This is a genomic window from Blastococcus sp. SYSU D00813 (assembly GCF_054050735.1).
In genome coordinates this window covers 84,573-102,420 of record NZ_JBJGZX010000007.1, presented here as the reverse complement: position 1 = coordinate 102,420, position 17,848 = coordinate 84,573, and the positions used below count along the sequence as shown (strand labels likewise).

The 17,848-nt window shown below is 77.2% G+C and carries 18 protein-coding genes and 1 pseudogene; 10 read left to right on the top strand and 9 right to left on the bottom strand.

Annotated elements, in window-relative coordinates:
- Nucleotides 1-99: 99 nt before the first annotated feature.
- Complete coding sequence (locus ACI8AX_RS07200) at nucleotides 100-1,221, top strand: serine hydrolase domain-containing protein (protein WP_456549106.1); 1,122 nt, start codon at nucleotides 100-102, stop codon at nucleotides 1,219-1,221.
- Between the two features lie 47 nt (nucleotides 1,222-1,268).
- On the opposite strand, the gene ACI8AX_RS07195 is transcribed toward ACI8AX_RS07200, so the two are convergent.
- A complete protein-coding gene (locus ACI8AX_RS07195) occupies nucleotides 1,269-2,237 on the bottom strand; it encodes a GlxA family transcriptional regulator (protein ID WP_456549105.1) in 969 nt (322 codons plus the stop codon).
- Nucleotides 2,238-2,411: 174 nt separating this feature from the next.
- Between ACI8AX_RS07195 and ACI8AX_RS07190 the strand changes: the two genes are divergently transcribed.
- A complete protein-coding gene (locus ACI8AX_RS07190) occupies nucleotides 2,412-2,858 on the top strand; it encodes a hypothetical protein (protein WP_456549104.1) in 447 nt (148 codons plus the stop codon).
- 95 nt (nucleotides 2,859-2,953) lie between these two features.
- A complete protein-coding gene (locus ACI8AX_RS07185) occupies nucleotides 2,954-4,294 on the top strand; it encodes an alpha/beta fold hydrolase (protein ID WP_456549103.1) in 1,341 nt (446 codons plus the stop codon).
- A 121-nt stretch (nucleotides 4,295-4,415) separates the two neighbouring features.
- On the opposite strand, the gene ACI8AX_RS07180 is transcribed toward ACI8AX_RS07185, so the two are convergent.
- Complete coding sequence (locus tag ACI8AX_RS07180; RefSeq protein ID WP_456549102.1) at nucleotides 4,416-4,718, bottom strand: winged helix-turn-helix domain-containing protein; 303 nt, start codon at nucleotides 4,716-4,718, stop codon at nucleotides 4,416-4,418.
- Nucleotides 4,719-4,899: 181 nt separating this feature from the next.
- Here ACI8AX_RS07180 and ACI8AX_RS07175 point away from each other — a divergent pair, with 181 nt between their 5' ends.
- The 6 genes from ACI8AX_RS07175 to ACI8AX_RS07150 all read left to right on the top strand — a co-directional run bounded on the left by ACI8AX_RS07175 (nucleotide 4,900) and on the right by ACI8AX_RS07150 (nucleotide 10,678).
- A complete protein-coding gene (locus ACI8AX_RS07175) occupies nucleotides 4,900-5,925 on the top strand; it encodes a TerC family protein (RefSeq protein WP_456549101.1) in 1,026 nt (341 codons plus the stop codon).
- A 118-nt stretch (nucleotides 5,926-6,043) separates the two neighbouring features.
- The gene (locus ACI8AX_RS07170; protein ID WP_456549100.1) at nucleotides 6,044-8,125 is read left to right on the top strand and encodes a PEP/pyruvate-binding domain-containing protein; all 2,082 of its coding nucleotides are present in this window, start codon (nucleotides 6,044-6,046) and stop codon (nucleotides 8,123-8,125) included.
- Nucleotides 8,122-8,667 carry a hypothetical protein gene (locus ACI8AX_RS07165; protein ID WP_456549099.1) on the top strand — a complete coding sequence of 182 codons (546 nt, stop codon included), beginning with the start codon at nucleotides 8,122-8,124 and terminating at the stop codon, nucleotides 8,665-8,667. The genes ACI8AX_RS07170 and ACI8AX_RS07165 overlap by 4 nt, the downstream gene beginning before the upstream one ends.
- Nucleotides 8,664-9,074: a hypothetical protein gene (locus ACI8AX_RS07160; RefSeq protein WP_456549098.1), complete on the top strand. Its 411-nt coding sequence runs from the start codon at nucleotides 8,664-8,666 to the stop codon at nucleotides 9,072-9,074. The genes ACI8AX_RS07165 and ACI8AX_RS07160 overlap by 4 nt, the downstream gene beginning before the upstream one ends.
- A 75-nt stretch (nucleotides 9,075-9,149) precedes the next feature.
- Nucleotides 9,150-10,115, top strand: a complete 966-nt coding sequence (locus ACI8AX_RS07155) for a metallophosphoesterase family protein (RefSeq protein ID WP_456549097.1) — start codon at nucleotides 9,150-9,152, stop codon at nucleotides 10,113-10,115.
- Nucleotides 10,112-10,678 carry a hypothetical protein gene (locus ACI8AX_RS07150; RefSeq protein WP_456549096.1) on the top strand — a complete coding sequence of 189 codons (567 nt, stop codon included), beginning with the start codon at nucleotides 10,112-10,114 and terminating at the stop codon, nucleotides 10,676-10,678. The genes ACI8AX_RS07155 and ACI8AX_RS07150 overlap by 4 nt, the downstream gene beginning before the upstream one ends.
- 118 nt (nucleotides 10,679-10,796) lie before the next feature.
- Here the strand turns inward: ACI8AX_RS07150 and ACI8AX_RS07145 are convergent, their stop codons facing one another.
- Nucleotides 10,797-11,498, bottom strand: coding sequence for an alpha/beta fold hydrolase (locus ACI8AX_RS07145; RefSeq protein WP_456549095.1), 702 nt, complete (start codon nucleotides 11,496-11,498; stop codon nucleotides 10,797-10,799).
- Nucleotides 11,499-11,530: 32 nt separating this feature from the next.
- Nucleotides 11,531-11,884: a nuclear transport factor 2 family protein gene (locus tag ACI8AX_RS07140; protein WP_456549094.1), complete on the bottom strand. Its 354-nt coding sequence runs from the start codon at nucleotides 11,882-11,884 to the stop codon at nucleotides 11,531-11,533.
- Between the two features lie 78 nt (nucleotides 11,885-11,962).
- On the opposite strand from ACI8AX_RS07140, the gene ACI8AX_RS07135 reads away from it, so the two are divergent.
- Nucleotides 11,963-12,760 (top strand): MerR family transcriptional regulator, encoded by a 798-nt coding sequence (locus ACI8AX_RS07135; RefSeq protein WP_456549093.1) that lies wholly within the window; start codon nucleotides 11,963-11,965, stop codon nucleotides 12,758-12,760.
- 4 nt (nucleotides 12,761-12,764) lie between these two features.
- On the opposite strand, the gene ACI8AX_RS07130 is transcribed toward ACI8AX_RS07135, so the two are convergent.
- The 5 genes and pseudogenes from ACI8AX_RS07130 to ACI8AX_RS07110 form a co-directional block, all read right to left on the bottom strand.
- Nucleotides 12,765-13,730, bottom strand: a complete 966-nt coding sequence (locus ACI8AX_RS07130; protein ID WP_456549092.1) for an MsnO8 family LLM class oxidoreductase — start codon at nucleotides 13,728-13,730, stop codon at nucleotides 12,765-12,767.
- A gap of 91 nt (nucleotides 13,731-13,821) precedes the next feature.
- A complete protein-coding gene (locus tag ACI8AX_RS07125) occupies nucleotides 13,822-14,211 on the bottom strand; it encodes a nuclear transport factor 2 family protein (RefSeq protein WP_456549091.1) in 390 nt (129 codons plus the stop codon).
- A gap of 187 nt (nucleotides 14,212-14,398) precedes the next feature.
- Nucleotides 14,399-14,698 (bottom strand): annotated as a pseudogene (locus tag ACI8AX_RS07120) (GtrA family protein); the annotation flags it as partial.
- A 103-nt stretch (nucleotides 14,699-14,801) separates the two neighbouring features.
- On the bottom strand, nucleotides 14,802-16,319 hold the full coding sequence (locus tag ACI8AX_RS07115; RefSeq protein ID WP_456549090.1) for an MFS transporter: 1,518 nt from the start codon (nucleotides 16,317-16,319) through the stop codon (nucleotides 14,802-14,804).
- Nucleotides 16,319-17,761, bottom strand: a complete 1,443-nt coding sequence (locus ACI8AX_RS07110; protein ID WP_456549089.1) for an NAD(P)/FAD-dependent oxidoreductase — start codon at nucleotides 17,759-17,761, stop codon at nucleotides 16,319-16,321. The genes ACI8AX_RS07115 and ACI8AX_RS07110 overlap by 1 nt, the downstream gene beginning before the upstream one ends.
- Nucleotides 17,762-17,848 lie beyond the last annotated feature (87 nt).

The window sequence follows — 17,848 nt, the reverse complement described above, 5'->3', positions numbered from 1 at the left end:
TGCTCCGCTCCCGGGCCCCACGCCGGCCCCTGGTCGCCCGACGCGGCGGCCGTGCGTCCTCCGACACCCCCAGCCGGTCCCGACAGGGAGGAAACGCCCGTGACGACTCCGCCCCCGATCCCACGGCCCACCCGAGCGGCCACGCTCGACGACGCCCGCGCCACCATCGCCGCCCTCATGGCACGTCACCACGTACCCGGCCTGTCCGTCGCGGTCACCGACGCCGACCGGTTGCTCCTCGCCGAGGGCCTCGGACACGCGGACCTGGCCACCCGGCGCCCGTCCACCGCCGACACCGGCCACCCGTGGTTCTCGATGTCGAAGATCGCCACCGCGACCGCGGCGATGCGGCTGGCCGACGAGGGCCGGCTCGACCTGGATGCCCCGGTCGGCGAGCTGGTGCCGGGGTTCGCGGCCCGCTCGCGCGTGCAGCCCCGGGTGCGTCAGCTGCTGAGCCACACCGCCGGGGTGGCCAACCCGCTGCCGATCCGCTGGGTGCTGCCCGGCGACGCCACCGACGGCGACGCCGACGCGTTCGCCCGGAGGCTGCTCGTCCGGTACCGCCACCCGAAGCGGCCCGCCGGCGGGCCGGCCCGCTACTCCAACCTCGGCTACCTGGTGCTGGCCGAGGCGATCAGCCGGGCGGCCGGCGAGCCCTTTCCCGAGCACGTGCGCCGAGCCGTGCTGGAGCCGAGCGGGATGACCGCCACCGGCTACGCCCACCGGGCCGGTGCCGCGTACGCCACCGGGCACGTGCGCCTGCCCCGCCCGGCGACCCCGCTGCTGCGCGCGGCGCTCCCGGCCGGGATCGTCGGCGACCGGCACGGCCGGTACGTCGCGCTGCGCCCGTTCCGGGTCGCCGGCGCCGGCTACGGCGGCCTGATCGGTCCCGTCACCGACGCCGCCCGGCTGCTGCGGCTGCACCTGGCCGACGGCACGGTCGACGGCACGCGCGTGCTGACGCCGGAGTCCGCGCGGGCGATGCGCACCATCTCCTCCCCGGGCAGGCCGTTCGACGTGGGCCTGGGCTGGTTCCGCCGGCCGGAGGACCGGGACGCCCGGCCGGGGTTCGTCGAGCACTGGGGCACCGGCGGCGGGTTCTGGAACGCGATGCGGCTCTACCCGGAGCTCGGGCTGGGCGTGGTCGTCATGGCCAACACCACCCGGCCCTACGACCACGCCGCGCTGATGGCTGCGCTGATCAGGGCGGTCGCCCGGTGACGGCCGCCCCGGGGGACTCCGACCGAGGCCACCGGTGAGGTGGCCGGCTACACCCCGGCGACGTGCCCGAAGTGCCGGCGGTGGTCTCCGGGGGTGGTGTCCAGCCGACGACGGAACGCGCGGTTCATGGTCTCCGGCGCCTGGAAGCCGCAGACGCGGGCGATGTGGTCGACGGCGTGACCGGTGGTCTCGAGGAGCCGGCAGGCTGCCTCGAGCCGCAACCGCTCCACGTGCTCGCTCGGCGTCACGCCGACCCCTGCCTTGAACACGCGGCTGAACTGCCGCTCGGACAGGTGCACGCGCCGGGCCAGGGCGGGGACGGACAGGTCCGCGGTGAGGTGGTCGGGCAGCCACGCCAGCAGCTCCCGCAGCGGTTCGCTGTCGGCTGCCTGTGCGGCGAGCAACGTGGAGAACTGCGCCTGCCCACCGGAGCGCCGCAGGTAGACCACCAGGTGGCGGGCGACGGCCGCTGCCGCCCGCGATCCGTGGTCGTCGGCGACGAGGGCCAGCGCCAGGTCGATGCCTGCCGTCACCCCGGCGGAGGTCCAGAGGTCACCGTCGCGCACGTAGATCGCGTCGCCGTCGACCGACACCTCGGGGTGTGCGTCGGCCAGCAGCCGGCACTCCGCCCAGTGGGTGGTGGCCCGTCGCCCGTCCAGCAGCCCGGCGGCCGCGAGGACGAAGGCCCCGGAGCAGACCGAGGTGACCCGTCGGGCGCTGCCTGCCAACCGCCGGACGTGGGCCAGCAGGTCGTCGTCCGCGCAGGCCTGCGCCATGTCCCGCCCCCCGGCGACGACGAGCGTGTCGACGGGCGCCACGACCTCGGCGAGCGCGGTGGTGCCGAACGACAGCCCCGAGCTGGCCGGCACGGGACCGCCCGAGGTGCTCACCACCTGCGTGCGGTACTCCACCGACGGCAGCAGGTGGGTGGCGCTGGAGAAGACCTCGAGCGGGCCGGTCACGTCCAGGATCTGCGCCGACGGGAAGGTGACGACCGCGACGTCGAGGGCAGCCACCCACGCACTGTACGGCCGGCCGTGTCCGGGATCGTCAAGCGCGCGTCCTGGCGCCGCCCACGGCCCGGGCCGCATCGTCGTCCCGTGCCCGTACCGCCGGCCCGCTCGAGGAGGCCGTCCGCCCGCGTCCCCCACCGGCCGGGTGCCCCTGCCGCTGACGCCCCGAGAGGCCCCGTGCCGGCCCCGGCGCCGGCCAGCTCGTCCGGCTCCGCGCACCGTCCGCTGCGCGCACCGCTGGTCTGGGGCGTCGTCTTCGGCGTCCTGCAGGCGGCCTCGCCGCTGGCGTTCCCCTGGCTGGACGCGGCGACCGTCCACGCCCTCGGCCTCACCCTCGTCGCCGCCGTCTACATCGGCTTCGCCGTCGCCGACGGGCGCCGGCACGTGCTGGTCGTCGAGACGGCCGTCGCGTCGGTGTTCGTGGTCGCTGCTGCCGCCGCCGGAGCCGGCTCGGCCTGGCTGGTCGTCGCCGGCCTGGCCGGACACGGCTGCAAGGACCTGTGGCAGCACCGCACGGGCTTCGTGGCCGGCACCCGCTGGTGGCCGCCGTTCTGCGCGACCGTCGACTGGGTCGCCGCCGCCCTGATCGCGGTGGCGCTGGCCGCGGGACTGCTCCCGACCTGACCGCGGCCGCGACGGGTCCGGCCCACCCGCCCCCTCGGCCGGCGCGAGCACCGCCGAGCGCCGTTCCCCCGACCCGACCCGACCAGGAGACCCCCGTGCCCGCTCCCGCCCCGACCACCGAGGCCACCGGGCCCACCCCCGGGCGGCCGGCGCACACCGGCCCGATCCGCCGGGTCGTCGCCGGATCACTGCTCGCCGGGGGACTCCTCGCCGCCGCACTCACGCTCGTCGTGTTCACCGGTGCGCCCGAGCACGTCGTCACCGGGTCGGCCCTGATGGGGTTCGCCGCCGGCTGGGCGCTGCTCGCGGCGCTGTCGGCGCGCATGACCAGCCAGCCGCAGCGGTGGGCACTGGTGCCGGCCGCCACCCTCGCCGCCACCGGCCTCGGGCTCGTGGTCCTCGCGCCGGGCGACCCCGGGCTGACTGCCGCCGGATGGGTGTGGCCCCCGGGGCTGCTGACGCTCGCCGTCTGGACGGGCGCCCGGATCCGCCGCGCCCTGGCCGCCGGCAGCGGCCGCTGGCTCCTCTACCCCGTCGTGGTGGTCATGGCCGCCGCGGCGGTGGGCGGGGCCCTGCAGACCGTCGCGCTCGCCTCCGGTGACCCCGCTGAGTCGATGCCGGGGCAGACCCACGACGTCGGCGGCTACCGGTTGCACCTGGACTGCACCGGGTCCGGCGGCCCGACCGTGGTGCTGTTCAACGGGCTGGGGCTGACCTCGGCCAACTGGGCGCGCATCGCCCCGGCCGTCGCGCGCAGCGGCCGGGTCTGCGCCTACGACCGCGCCGGCCAGGGGTGGAGCGAGGACGCGCCGCAGCCGCAGGACGGCCACCGGGCCGCAGCCGACCTGCACACCCTGCTCGAGAGCGCCGGGGAGCGGGGTCCCTACGTGCTCGTCGGGCACTCGATCGGCGGGGACCACGCGATGACCTACGCCGCCCGCTACCCCGAGCAGGTCGCCGGCATGGTCCTGCTGGACGCCACCGACCCCTTCCGCGTCGGCGGCGGTCCCCCCGGCGCGATGGCCGTCCTGCCCAGCCTCGCGCGCCTCGGTGTCGGGCGCCTGCTCCCCGCGTCGTACTGGTCCGCCCTGCCCGAGCCGGCCGCCGGGCGGGTACGGGAGTTCAACGCCGGCCCCCGCGGCTGGCGCAACGTCCGCGACGAGATCGCCACGCTGCCCGTGCTGCTCAGGCAGGCCCGCGCGCTCACCACCCTCGGCGACACACCGCTGGTGGTGCTCACCGCCGCCGGGGACGAGGACGACCCGGCCCGGCTCGCCGGGCAGGAACGGATGGCCGCGCTCTCGACCAACAGCGCCCACCGGCACGCAGATGCCGGGCACGGAGCCCTGCTGGACGAGGAGCGCGGTGCCGCCAGCTCGGTACGGGCGGTGGCCGACGTCGTGCGCGCGGTGCGCGCCGGCGTGCCCCTGCAGTAGACCCGGAAGTCCTCCGGACCTGGCCCTGCACGCCCGCCCCGGGCGTCTCGGCCAGACGAGTCCCCGGGTCCGGACGACTCCGCGGTCCCGTGACGGGACCCCGCGGACCCGCGCCGCCTGCCTATGCGCGCTGGTCGTCGGGGAGGAAGATCGCCACGAGGTCGTCGACCTCCCGGTGCGCCTCGGCGGGGTGGCGGAACGGCCGGTGCCGGGCCACCTCGTAGTGGGTCCGGCGGCCGCGCCGGGTCCGCGTCACGTAGCCGCCCTCCGCCAGGTCGCGGAGCACGGCCAGCACCGCCCGCGGGGTGATGCCCACCCGCTCGGCGAGCTCGGCGACCCGGGCGTCGGGATCGGCGGCCACGGCCAGCAGCACGTGACCGTGGTTGGTGAGGAAGGTCCACGTCGGACGCCGGTCCTCGGGCACGTCAGCCTCCTCGGTGGCGGGCACAGGTGAAGTCTGCTTCACTCGTTGCCGGGAGGGGAGTACCCCCACAGCGCCCCGTCGTCAGTACGGCCCCGCGGGAGGGGCTCGGCGGAGCGGGCCCGCGGCGCGGCCGCCGCGGCGCCGGGAGAGACCTCCGGTCGGACCGACCGGAGGAGGATCCGTGGACGTCTCCGTCTGGGTGTGGCTCGCGGTGCTGGGCCTCATCGTCGTCATGCTGGCCGTCGACCTGTTCGCCCACCGGCGGGCGCACGTCATCGCCGTCCGCGAGGCCGCGCTGTGGTCGGCGGCGTGGGTCGCGATCGGCGTCGGGTTCGGCGCGTGGGTGTGGTGGGCCCACGGCGCCGAGTCCGGCCAGCAGTACTTCGCCGGCTACCTCATCGAGAAGTCGCTGGCCGTGGACAACGTCTTCGTGTGGGCGATCGTCTTCACCTTCTTCGCCGTCCCCCGCGAGTACCAGCACCGGGTCCTGTTCCTCGGCGTGCTCGGCGCCCTGGTGCTGCGGGGGCTGTTCATCGCCGGCGGATCGGCGCTGATCGCCGGCTTCGGCGCGGTCCTCTACCTCTTCGCCGCCTTCCTGCTCTGGACCGGCTGGCGGATGTTGCGCCGGCGGGACGAGCACATCGACCCCCGGCGCTCCCGCACGCTGCGGCTGTTCCGCCGCTACGTCCCGATGACCGACGCCTACCACGGCCAGCGCTTCCTGGTCCGCCGCGCCGGTCGGGTGCTCGCCACTCCCCTGCTCGCCGTCCTGGTCCTGGTCGAGGTCACCGACGTCGTCTTCGCCGTCGACTCCATCCCGGCGATCTTCGCCGTCACCGACGAGCCGTTCCTCGTCTTCACCGCCAACGCCTTCGCCCTCCTGGGTCTGCGCGCCATGTACTTCCTGCTCGCCGACCTGATCCACCGCTTCGTCTACCTCAAGGTCGGCCTCGCCCTGGTCCTCATGTGGGTCGGCGTCAAGATGCTGCTCAAGATCGACGTCTACTACGTGCCGACGACGGTCAGCCTCGCGGTGATCGCCACGATCCTCGGCGTCTCGGTCGTGGCGAGCCTGCGCGCGACCCGCGGCCAGGGGCGCCGCGCCGCCGCTGCGCCGGTGGACCCCCCGTTCCGCGTGGCGACCGAGGCGGAGCTCGCCGACACCGAGCCCCTCCTGCCCCGGCGGCCGCGGGTGACCTCCCGGTGAGCCGTCACCACCGGCGGCCGCGGGCCCGGCGTCGCGGACGCACGGGTTCGGCCGGTTCCGGGTCGCCCCCGTCCGAAGGTCCCTGCCGCGGGGCGCGCCGCCCCGGCAGCATGGGCGGATGGCGCGCCTGTCCTCGGTGGAACGCAACACCCGGTCGGACCGCGCGGACCGTCCCGCCGTCCTGTCGCTGGCGGACCCGCGGGCGGCCGACCTGCGGCGCGCGGGCGCCAAGGCCGCGGCGCTGGCGACCGCGGCCCGGACCGGGCTGCCGGTGGTGCCCGGCTTCGTGCTGACCACCGCGACCGCCGAGGACGTCGCCACGGGCGGGGACCTGCCGCAGGAGGTCGAGGACGCCTGGCGCCGCCTGTCCCGGGAGGGCACGCAGGACCTCGTGGTCCGCAGCAGCTCGACCGTCGAGGACCTCGGCGGCGCCTCCATGGCCGGCCGTTTCGAGTCCGTGCTCGGCGTCCGGGGGTGGGAGGACTTCCGCCGGGCGGTCGAGCGGGTCGTCGCCTCGCGGGAGCAGGCGGCCGCGGGGTCGGCGACGCTCACCGGGCGGGAGCCCATCGCCGTGCTGGTCCAGCCGCTGGTGGCGGCGCGGTGCGGCGGCGTCCTGTTCGGGCTCGACCCGGTGTCGGGACGGGAGGACCGGCTGGTCGTGGCCGTGGTCGACGGCGGTCCCGACCGGCTGGTGAGCGGCCGGGTGGACGGCGACCGCTACGAGGTGGACCTCTCCGGCCGGCCCGTCGGCGTCGTGCGGGGCACGGGGGGCACGCGCCTGGGCCGCCGGCGGCTGCGCGAGCTGGCGGCCCTGGCGGCACGGACGGCGGAGGTGTTCGGCGGACCGCAGGACGTCGAGTGGGCCTCCGACGCCGGTGGCCGGCTGCGCCTCCTGCAGAGCCGGCCGGTCACCGCCGAGCGGCGCGGCCGGCCGGTCGGGCCGGTGCTCGGCCCGGGCCCGGTCGCCGAGACCTTCCCCGGACCGCTGCAGCCGCTCGAGGTCGACCTGTGGGTGGCGCCCCTGCGCACCGCCCTCCGCCGCGCGCTGGGCCTCGCCGGAGCGGCCTCCGACGCCGACCTGGACGCCTCCCCCCTCGTCCGCGTGGTGGACGGCTGGGTCGCGGTGGACCTGGACCTGCTCGAGCCGCGGCACCGCGCCCCGACCGTGGCGGAACGGCTGGACCCGCGGCCGCCGCTGCGCCGGCTGCACGCCTCCTGGCGGGTGGGGCGCCTGCGCTCGGCGCTGCCGCTGCTCGCACGGGACGTGCTCGACGCCGCCGACGCGGCGCTGACGGAGGTCCCGGCACCGGCGGGCCTCCTCGACCAGCAGCTGGTGGGGCTGCTGCACCGGCTGCAGCCCGCGCTGGCCGCGGCGCACGCGCACGAGGTCCTCGTCGGTCTGCTCGTCGCCCCGGACGCGCCGGTGACGACCGGGACCGGCACCGCCCTGCAGGTGCTCGCGCGGGCACGGCGGGCGGGGCTGGCCGACGCCGACGCGGTCGCCCGCCACCCCGTGGTCCTGGCCCTCGCCCCGCCCGTCGTCGGTCCCGCGCCGAGCCTGCCCGCGGACGTCCCCCTCCTGCCGCAGGACCCCGACGCACGTCCCGCCGCGGACGCCACGGACGCCGGCCTCCTGCGGGAGGCGCTGCGGCTGCGCGTGCGGTGGCTGCAGGAACTGGGCGCCCGAGCCGCCTGGGCCCTCGGCGAGCGGCTGGCGGCGGCCGGCCGTCTCGACGATGCCGCGGACGTCCGGGGCCTCCGCCTGGCCGACCTCGCCGCGGCCGTCGCGGACCCGGCCGCGCCGGTGTCGCCACGGCTCGTGACCCCGGGGGCGCCCCTCCCGGCCCGCTTCCGGATGAGCGACACCGGCCGGCCCGTCCCGGTCAGCGGCGGCGCGGCCGGTGCCAGCGGCGCCGGTGGCGGCAGCGGCAGCGGCCCGGTGCACCAGGGTGAGGACCCGCCGCAGGGCGCCGTCCTCGTCGTCCGGACCCTCGACCCGGCCCTGGCGCCCGTGCTCCCGCGACTGGCCGGGCTGGTGGCCGAGACCGGCAGCGTGCTGGCCCACCTCGCCATCCTGGCCCGGGAGGCCGGCGTGCCCACCGCCGTCGCCGTCGACGACGCCCTCGAGCGCTTCCGGCCCGGCACGGTGGTCCGGGTCGACGGGACGACCGGTGAGGTGGAGGAGGTGCGCGGCCGGTGAGGAAGCTCAGCTGGCTCGCCGGGGTGGCCGCGCTGGTCTCCTCCGGCGGGTACCTCCTGGTCTACGTCTACCGCTGGGAGTGGCACCGCGCCCTGCTCGTGGGGATCCTCTTCCTGGCCTCGCTGACCGGCCTGTGCGCCGCGCTCGTGCTGCGCCGGCTGGGCCGCCTGGAGCGGGAGGTCTCCGCCCCGCACCGGGCCTCCCCCACCGATCCGCTCCACCGGCTCCGCCAGGCACCCGTGGACAGCCCACCCTTCCGCTGGCTGGGCGCGCCCGATCCCGACCGGACGTACGTCTTCATCCCGATCCTCCTCGGCGGCGGGCTCCTGCTCTCCGGCGCCGCCTGGCTGGTCGAGCGGGTGGCCGGCTCCGCGGCGCGGACCGGCATCGAGGAGGACCTGGCCCGCGAGCTGCGCTCCGTCGCCTTCCCGGCGGGTCCGCTGGTGCCGACCGGCACCGAGGTGCTCGCCGGAGGCGGCGCCCGCGACGACCCGGCGCTGCGCCTGCTGCTGGGGCCGCCGGCCGCCGGGCGGCCCGCGTGACGCGGGCCCTCGCCTGGCTGACCGCCGCGGTCGTGGCCGCCACCGGTGTGCTCCTGCTGCGGGCCGAGCTGATGACCGTCCACGTGACGCACCCGGACGGCTCGTACACCGAGGTGCTCGTGCAGGCCCACGTCGTCCGGGAGGACCCGGCCGACCGGGAGGAGATGACGCGGAGCCTCGTCACGACCTGCAGGCTGCTGGTGGACGCCGAGATGGTCCCCGCGTCGTTTCGGACGGTCGAGGCGGGGGTATTCAGATTCCGGCTGTCACCGGGTCTCGACGAGTTCCGAGTACGAGAACTGCGCGGCTGCCTGTCCGATCTGACCGTGCCGCACATGCGGGCGGAGGTGCTCCACCTGGAGACGGTGACGCCGGCCGAGGCCGGCGGCGCTCCGGGTCGCCGCTGACGGCGACCGGCCCCCTGACCGGGGACGGCGCCGCGCCGGAGGACGCCTGCGCCCGTCCGGGAGGTCCGTTCCTCCGTGCTCGAACTCAGCCGAAGGCAGGTCCTGGCCGCCGGCGTGGGAGCCGTCGGCACGGTGGCCGCGGGCGGACTCAGCGCCCTGACCCTGCCGCTGCTCGGCCGCCAGGACCTCCTGCCCGGCGAGGCGCCCGCGGTGGGTCTCACCCCGCGCGCCTGGCCCACCCGGCCCGACCGGCTCACCTTCGCCGCCGTCGGCGACACCGGCAGCGGCGGCCGGCAGGCGATGGCCGTCGCCGAGCGGATGGCCCACGGCTACCAGCAGTCGCCGTACGGACTGGTCACCCACCTGGGCGACCTGTGCTACTACGGCCGCGTCGAGGACCGGTTCGACGACGTCTTCCTCCGGCCCATGGGTCCCCTGATCGACGCCGGCGTCCGGTTCGAGCTGGCCATCGGCAACCACGACGGCGCCCTGCACCACAGCGACGAGAGCCTGATCGAGATCGACGCCGAGCTGCGCCTCCTGGGCACCCCCGCGCGCAACTACACGACCGGTCACGGACCGGTCGACTTCTTCTACCTGGACTCCAGCACCCCGGGCCTCCTCGGCGAGGACGCCCCCGCCCAGCTGGAGTGGCTCGACGACGCCCTCGCCGCCTCGACCAACCAGTGGAAGGTCGTCTGCCTCCACCACCCGGTCTTCTCCTCCGGCGAGCACGGCTCCACGCCCGGCGCCGACGAGGAGCTGGCGCCGATCCTCGAGCGGCACGCCGTCGACCTCGTCCTCAGCGGCCACGACCACCACTACGAGCGGACCCGCCCCGTCGACGGGGTCACCTACGTGGTCAGCGGCGGCGGGTGCAAGACGACCCCGGTCGGCCGCAGCCGCTTCACCGTGGCTGCCTCCTCGGCGCTGCACTACCTGCACGTCGAGGTGGTGGGCGACCGGCTCACCGGCCGCTCGATCCAGGCCGACGGCACCGTGCTGGACCGCTTCGAGCTGCGCGCGCGGGAGGGCCGGTGACCCTCGCCCGGGTGGTGGCCGGCGGCCACGCCGTCCTCGTCGCAGCAGCGGTGGTGGCTCCCGCGGTCGTCCTGCGCGCCGCCGGCGACCGCGGCGGTCTCCCGCCGGAGCGCACCGGCGACGTCCTCGCGGTCAGCTGTGCGGTCGGGCTCGTCGCCGCCGTCCTCGCCGCGCGCCGGCTGCACGCGGGGACCGGGACCCTGGCCGAGCGGTGGGGCGCCGAGGCGGTGGGGCTGGCCGTGCTGGCGCCACTGGCCGCCACGCTGCCGGTCCTCACGTTCCTGGCCGTCGCGGCCCGGCTGCCGGCCGAGGTCGCCACCGGCCGCGGGATGGTCCCCGCCGCATGGGCCGCGAGCCTGGTCCTCGCCCTCCTGGTCGCCGCGGGAGCCCGACGCGCGGTGCGGCGCTGGGTGCTGCGGAGCACCGCCCCGGCGGGACGGGTAGTCCGTGGCCGCGCGGTCAGGACGCCGACGCGGGACGTGGTGCCCGGTCGCGTCCGGCGCCCGGCGGAGGTCGTCGTGGGGTCCCTCCGCGGCCGGGGGACCTCCCCCGCCGGCGGGTGACCGGCGGGTCCACGCGCCCGTGCCCGGCCACGGAACCTCCGCGTCGTCCCTGCAGGGGCGCGCCCGCGCCCCCGCAGGGATCGGCGTCCCCGGCTCCCCGGCGACGTGCCGATCCGCGTCAGGCGGCCGTCGCACGGACGGCGTCGGTGATCACGCCGGCGACGACGTCGGGCCGGGAGACCGTGACGGCGTGCGAGGCGTCGACCTCGACGACGTGCGACCCCGCACGCTCCGCCATGAACCGCTGGGCCGCCGCCGGCACGGCGAGGTCCTGCAGCGTGACGAGGGTCCACGACGGGACGGTCTTCCAGGCGGCCCTCGTCGCCTGGTCCGCCAGGGCGTCGGCGACGATCGGCCGCTGCGTGACGGCCATGAGGTCGGCGACGTCGGCCGGCACGTCCGCGGCGAAGACCGGCCGGAACCGGTCCTGCTGGATGTAGAGGTCGTCGACGGGCTCGCCGTCGGACCCGCGCACCGGCACCGGGCGCAGCGCCGGCCCGAGCTCGTTGCCGGGGAACCTCCCGGCCAGCTCGCCGGTGCTCTCGCCCTCGTCGAGCAGGAAGCTGGCCACGTGGACCAGCGCCCGCACCCGCGGGTGCCCGTCGGCGGCCTGGCTCATCACGCTGCCGCCGTAGGAGTGGCCGGCCAGGACGACCGGGCCGTCGACGCCGTCCAGGACGTCCCGCAGGAGCGCGGCGTCGCCGTGCAGCGAGCGCAGCGGGTTGGCGACCGCCACCACCGGATGGCCGTCCCGGCGGAGCCGGGCGATCACGCCGTTCCAGCTCGACGAGTCGGCGAAGGCCCCGTGCACGAGCACCACCGTGGGCTCTCCGCGGGGGCGACCTGCGGGCGTCACGGCGCGATCACCAGCTCGGCGACCAGGTCGCCGTCCATGGCGAACCGGTAGCCCAGCTCGACGACCCCGCCGGGGAAGTCGCCCACCAGCCGGTGGGTGACGACCCAGTGCGTGTCGTCGAGCCGCTGGGCCCCGACGAGCTCGCTGGTGTAGCTGAACCGGGACCCGGCGCTCGACACGAAGCGCCGGATCTCCTCGGTCCCCCGGTAGGTGGTGCCGTCGTCGACGACCACGGCGCCCGGGGTGAACGCGCGGATCGCGGCGTCGGCCTCCCGGGCCCGGTGGGCGGCGAGGAAGGCGCGGACGGTCGTGGGCAGCTGGTCGGCCTCGATGCGGGCGGGTGTGGTCATGCCCCGACCGTGCGGCCTCCCGCGCCGGGAGGGTCAACCGCTGGACCCTCCCCCGGGGGGAGGGTGCACAGTGCCCGGGTGCTGGCGATCGGCGAGTTCTCCCGGCTGACCCACCTCAGCGTGCGCACGCTGCGCCGCTACCACGACGCGGGCCTGCTCGAGCCGGCGACCGTGGACGACGCGACCGGCTACCGCTACTACAGCGCCGACCAGATCCCGACCGCCCAGGTCATCCACCGCCTGCGCGAGCTCGACGTCCCCCTCGCCGACGTGCAGCGGATCGTGGGCTCCCCCGACCCGGGCGCCCGCGCCGACCTGGTGACCGGCCACCTGCGGCGGCTGGAGGCCGAGCTCGACCGGACCCGCGCGGCGGTCGCGTCGCTGCGGCGGCTGCTGCAGCCGGGACCGGCGCCGCTGGACGTCGAGCTGCGGGCGGTGCCGGCCACCACCGTGGCCGCGGTCGAGGACGACGTGGCGCACGACCACGTGCTGGACTGGTACGCCGGGGCCATGGCGGAGCTGGACGCCGTGGTCCGGGAGCCGACCGGTGCCCCCGGCGGCCTCTTCGACAACGCGCTGTTCGAGGACGGCCGCGGGCACGTCCTCGTCTACCGGCCGGCAGACGAGCCCCCGCGCAGCGGCCGGGTGCACCCGGTGACCCTGCCCGCCGTCGAGCTGGCCGTCGCCGTGCACGCCGGGGAGCACGACGACATCGACGTCACCTACGGCGAGCTGGGCGCCTGGGTGGTGGCCAACGCGCTCGCCGTGGCCGGTCCGGTGCGCGAGACCTATCTGGTGGGTCCCCGGGACACGGCGGACCCCTCAGCCTGGCGCACCGAGATCGGCTGGCCGGTCTTCCGGGTGGCCCCCCGCTGAGCCGTCACCGCAGCGCGGCCAGCGCGGCGTCGGAGGCGGCGAGCGCCTCCCGGTCGTGGGTCGCCCCGCTGGCCAGCAGCTCGTCGGCGCCGCTGCGCTCGGCGAGCTGCTCGAGCCGGCGGCGCACCGTCTGCGGGCTGCCGGCCAGGACGGCGTCCAGGCCCTGCCGCACCCGCTCGGCGTCCCGGTCGTCCCAGCGCCGGCCGCGGATGGCGGCCACCGGCTCGAGGACGTCGAACACGCCGGTGCGCCGGGAGCGCACCATCGCCCACACCTCCGGCAGCGCCAGCTCCCGGGCCTCGGCGTCGGTGTCGGCGACCAGCACGTCGAGGGAGACGGTGACGTGGGGGCGGCTGCCCCGGTGCGGGCGGAATCCGCGCCGGTAGCCGGCGAGGACCTCGCCGAGCTCGGGACGGGCGAGCACCGGCCCGCCGACGACCACCGGCAGGCCGAGGCGGGCGGCGACCTCCGTGCCGCGGCCGGTGGCCAGCACGGAGAGCGGGATCGGCGCCTCCACCACCGGGCGGGCGGTGACCGGCGCGGTCCGCTCCAGGTAGGCCCGCAGCTCGGCGACGTCGTCGGCGAAGGCGTCCGGCTCGTCCCCGGAGCGGCGCAGCGCCCGGCGGACCGGCGCGGTGAAGCCCAGCGAGCGGCCCAGGCCGAGATCGACGCGCCCGGGGTACAGCGCGGCCAGCATCAGGAACTGCTCGGCGACCACGAGCGGCTGGTGGTTGGGCAGCATCACCCCGCCCGACCCCAGCCGGATGGTCCCCGTCCGCGCCCCGATCGCGGCCAGCAGCACCGCCGGCGACCCGGACGCGATGCCCGGGACGCCGTGGTGCTCGGCCACCCAGAACCGGTCGTAGCCCAGGCGCTCGGCGGCCACCGCCCGCTCCACGGTGTGCCCCAGCGCCGCCCCCTCGGGGGAGCCGGCACGGGTCCGGGACCGGTCGAGCAGCGAGAACCTCACCCCCGGGGCAACCCGGGACCCCGCGCCCGCCTTCCGGTCCCCGCCCGCCTTCCGGTCCCCGCCCGCCTTCCGGTCCCCGCCGGCCGGGCGGTCAGCCGCCGGCGGCCAGCAGCCGGCCCATCTGCTCGTGCACCGCCTGGATGCCCTTCAGCGGCCGCAGCATCACGCGGAACTCGACGATCCGACCCGCCTCGTCGCAGCGGACGACGTCGACGCCGTTGACGTACCTGCCCTCCACGGCGGTCTCGAACTCGAGCACCGCGGTGTCCCCGGACAGCACCTCCTTCGTGTACCGGAAGTCCTCCCCGTTGAGCACCCGGGCCGCCGCCTGCAGGTACTGCGTCGTGACGGCCTTCCCCTGCTGCGGCGTGAAGACCACCGGCGAGTGGAAGACGACGTCGTCGGCGAGCAGCTCCTCGAGGCCCCCGGGCAGGTCCCCGGCCAGGAACCGGTGCCAGCGGGCGATCACGTCGTGGATCACGGGGCCTCCTCGTCGGTGGCGCGACGGCCGCGCCCGGCACCGATCCTGCCCCCGGTCGGCCGGGACGGGCGGGAGCGGAGCGCGGCGCCGGTGCCGGTGCCGTGACCGGGCGGACGACGAGCACCCAGCGCAACCCGGCGAAGCGGGCCAGCCCGACGGCGCCGCTGACGGCGCACACCGCCAGGACGGACACGAGCGGACCCGCCGAGGCGGCCCAGACCTCGAGCGCGCCCAGCGTCAGGCTCGACGCCGCCAGCCCGACGAGGGCCAGGCCGCCCCCGGTCCACTGCGCCGTCGCCCACCCGACCCGGTCCCCGGCCCGGAAGGTCAGGCGGCGGTGCAGCTCGTTGGCCAGGGCGGTGGACACCAGCACCCCGACCAGGTTGGCCGCCTGGTCCCCCAGCCCGGCCAGCAGCAGGAACAGGCCGGCGTAGACCAGGTTGGCCGAGCCCCCGACCAGGGCGAACCGGAGGAGCTGCGCTGCCATGCGGCCAGGCTCCCGGGGCGACCGGCCCCGGCACATCCGGGGAATCCCTGGGACGTCCCCCTGACCCGTGCCGGAGGACCCGCACGCGGCGGCCGGGCAGCGCTCAGCCGCCGGGAGCCCGGACGTCCGCCGGCGCGGTCGGCGGGTGGACCTGCGGGCCCGTGACGCCGCAGTGCAGGCACTCCTCGACCGCGATGCGCCCGGGCGCCGGTGCGGCCGCGGCCGCCGGCTGGCGTCCGCCGACCAGCGCCGCCGACACCGCCGCCCCGGCCACCAGCAGCCCGGCCAGGACGAACACCGCCACCCGGAAGCCGTCGGCGAGGGCCTCGGGGTCGGTGTGGTCGTCGCCGCCGATGCCCGCCACGACCGGGACGACGGCCACCGCGAGCAGCCCGGCCGCCCGGGCCACGGCGTTGTTGACGCCGGAGGCGACGCCGGCGAACCGGTCCTCGGCCGAGGCCAGCACCGTCGCGGTCAGCGGCGCCACCAGCAGCGTGAGCCCGGCGCCGAAGACGACGGCGGCCGGCAGCACGTCCGCCACGTAGGAGGCGCCGGACCCGATCCGGAGCATCAGGAGGACCCCGCCCGCGGCCACCAGCGGACCGGCGGTCAGCAGGGGCCGGGGCCCGATCCGCTGCGCGAGCGCGCCGACGCGGGCGGAGAACAGCAGCATCAGCACGGTGACCGGGAGCAGCGCGGTGCCGGCGAGCAGCGGGCTGAACCCGGCGACCACCTGCAGGTGCAGCACGAGCAGGACGAAGACCACGCCCAGGGCCGCGTAGACCAGCAGCGTCGTGAGGTTGGCCGCGGTGAACCGGCGGTCGCGGAAGAGCGCCGGCGGGACGAGCGGGTGCGGCGAGCGGCGCTCCACGCGGACGAAGAGCAGCAGCGCGAGCACGCCGGCGGCGGCGACGGCCCACAGCAACGCCGGGGAGGTGTCCCCGCCGGCCGCCGTCAGCGCGTAGGTGAGCGTCGCCAGGGCCACCGTGACCAGGGCGGTGCCGGTCAGGTCCAGGTGCGGCGCGGCGTGCGGGTCGCGGGTCTCGGGCACGTGCCGCGCGGCGACCCAGAGGACCAGCAGCGCCAGTGGCAGGTTGAGCAGGAACACCGCGCGCCAGGTCCAGTCGACCAGCCAGCCGCCAAGGAAGGGGCCGACCGCACCGGCGACCCCGCCCAGCCCGGACCAGGCCCCCACCGCGGCCGCGCGCTCGTCGCCGGCGAAGGACGCCGAGATGATCGCGAGGCTGCCCGGCGTCAGCAGCGCGCCGCCCACGCCCTGCAGGGCCCGCGCCGCGACCAGGGTCTCGACGTCCCAGGCCAGCCCGCACAGCAGCGAGGCCGCCGCGAACCAGCAGACGCCCACCACGAAGACCCGGCGGCGACCCAGCCGGTCGCTCAGCGACCCGCCCAGCAGGATGAGCGCCGCCAGCGTCAGCGTGTAGGCGTTGACGGTCCACTGCAGTCCGGAGAAGCCGGCGCCCAGGTCGCTGCCGATCCGCTCGAGGGCGACGTTGACCACGGTCGCGTCGAGCATCGCCAGGCTCGACCCCAGCACGGTCGCCAGCAGCACCCACCGGGCCTGCGGGGTGCCCATGCGCAGCGCGGGCGCCTGCGCCGCCATCAGGCGCGCTGGGACCGGGGCGCCGGACCGTAGATGGCGGTGGCCTGCGCCGCGGCGAGCCGGGCGTCCTCCTCCCGCACCACGGACAGCTGGGTCTCCTCGGGCGGCAGCAGGCTCTGGAACAGCCAGTCCGCGGCCACCCGGACGCGGTTGGCCGTCGCCGGCAGCACCAGCAGGTGGTAGCCGCGGGTCACGACCTTGGCCACCGGGCCGGTCAGCCGGATGCCCAGCGGCCGCGCGACCGCGTCGAACCCGCCGAGGTCGGCGACCAGGCCGAGGTCGCGGTGCCGGTAGGGCCGTGCCGCGCCGTACCCGAGCGCGGCCGCGACGTTGCGCCCGACGGCGGTCCCCTGCCGCTGGGCGTGCTGGGCGGTCGGCTGGGTGTCGGGCAGCGCCCCGCCCTCGTCCGGGACGGCGGCGAGGTCGGGCACCGCCGCCGCGTCGCCGGCCGCCCACAGCCCCGCCACCCCCGGCACCGACAGGTCGGGGTCGACGACCAGCCGCCCGCGCCGGGTGGGCAGCCCCAGGCCCGCGACCAGCGGGCTGGCCACGACCCCGGCCCCCCAGAGCAGGGTGCGTGTCCGGATGGTGGTGCCGTCGGTGAGCACGACCCGGGTGTCGTCGGCCGAGGCGACGCTGGTCTCCAGCCGGACGTCGACGCCCCGCTCGCGCAGCACCCCGAGCGCGTGCGCGCCCAGCTGCGGGCCGAGCTCGGGCAGCACGGCGGGCGCGACGTCGACCAGCACCCACCGGACGTCGCTGGCCCGGGTCCGGTCCCACCGGCGCTCGATGCGGGTGAGCCAGCGCTGCGCCTGGGCGACGAACTCCGTCCCGGTGTAGCCGGCCCCGACGGCGACCACGGTGAGCATCTCCGCACGCGCCGCCCGGCCCGCCTCGGTGTCCGGCTGGGCGTCGGCGAGGTCCAGCTGCTCCAGCAGGTGGTCGCGCAGGTACACGGCCTCGACCAGGGTCTTGAGGCCGCGGGCGTGCTCGGGCACCCCGGGGATCTCGAACTGGCGGGTGATCGAGCCGGGGGTCAGCACCAGGTGGTCCCACCCGAGCTCCTGGGTCAGCTCGCCGCGCCGCACCGCCACGGTCCTGGCGGCCAGGTCGACGTCCTGGACCCGCCCCAGGACCAGCCGCACCCGCCGCAGCTTGCGACGCAGCGACACCGCGATGTGCCGGGCCTCGACCACGCCCGTGGCCACCTCCGGCAGCAGCGGGCTGTAGAGCAGGTAGTCGTCGGGGGTCACCAGCACCAGCTCGGCGGTGCCCGGCGGCAGCCGGCGCTGCAGGTACCGCAGGGCGGAGAAGCCGGCGAAGCCGCCGCCCACCACGACCACCCGCGCCGGGCCCCCGCTGCCCGGCCGTTCCGGACCGGGGGACCTCCGTCGCGAGGTCGGCGACCACAGGACGGGACGGCGGGGCGGCGTGCCGGTCATGGCGGGATGCTGCCACCGCAGGGACCCGCGCGGCACCCGTCCGCCCACCCTGACCGCCCGCCCGGCGCGCCCGCGGTGAGCTGTGCG